Origin of the sequence: Photorhabdus bodei, from assembly GCF_003287735.1 — a bacterium.
GTDB classification, from domain to species: domain Bacteria; phylum Pseudomonadota; class Gammaproteobacteria; order Enterobacterales; family Enterobacteriaceae; genus Photorhabdus; species Photorhabdus kayaii.
Window position 1 is genome coordinate 1 of the sequence record NZ_NSCM01000166.1, and the last position, 401, is coordinate 401.

Here is a 401-nt window from a genome sequence, read left to right on the forward strand (position 1 = left end):
ACACAGACTCAGGAACTTATCGCTTATCTGACCGCGAATCTTCTGCCCACCACACAGGCTGTTATCCATCTTGTCAAAGCAGAGTGGGATATCAGTTACACCGTTCCCGGCATGAATAAATGGCTGCGCCACAATGGATCCAGTGATAAAAAACCGACCGGCGTGCCACACAAGTTCAACGCGGAGCAGCAACGGGCCTTTATGGAAGCCTACGGGAAACTGAAGCAGGAAGCCGGAGACCAAGAGCCCATCCTGTTCATTGATGGCGTCCCTCCCACGCAGGGGACGAAACTCGCTTATGGCTGGATGCGCAAAGGCCAGAAAACCGCGGTGAAAACCACGGGCAGCCGTACCCGTCTGAACCTGATGGGTGCCCTGAATCTGGCCGATATCAGTAAAAC

1 protein-coding gene is annotated in these 401 nt (G+C 54.1%); it reads left to right on the forward strand.

Going from position 1 to position 401, the window contains the following annotated elements:
• Positions 1–401, forward strand: a 401-nt coding sequence (locus CKY02_RS23285) for a winged helix-turn-helix domain-containing protein (protein WP_193493204.1), incomplete at both ends; no start/stop codon positions are given.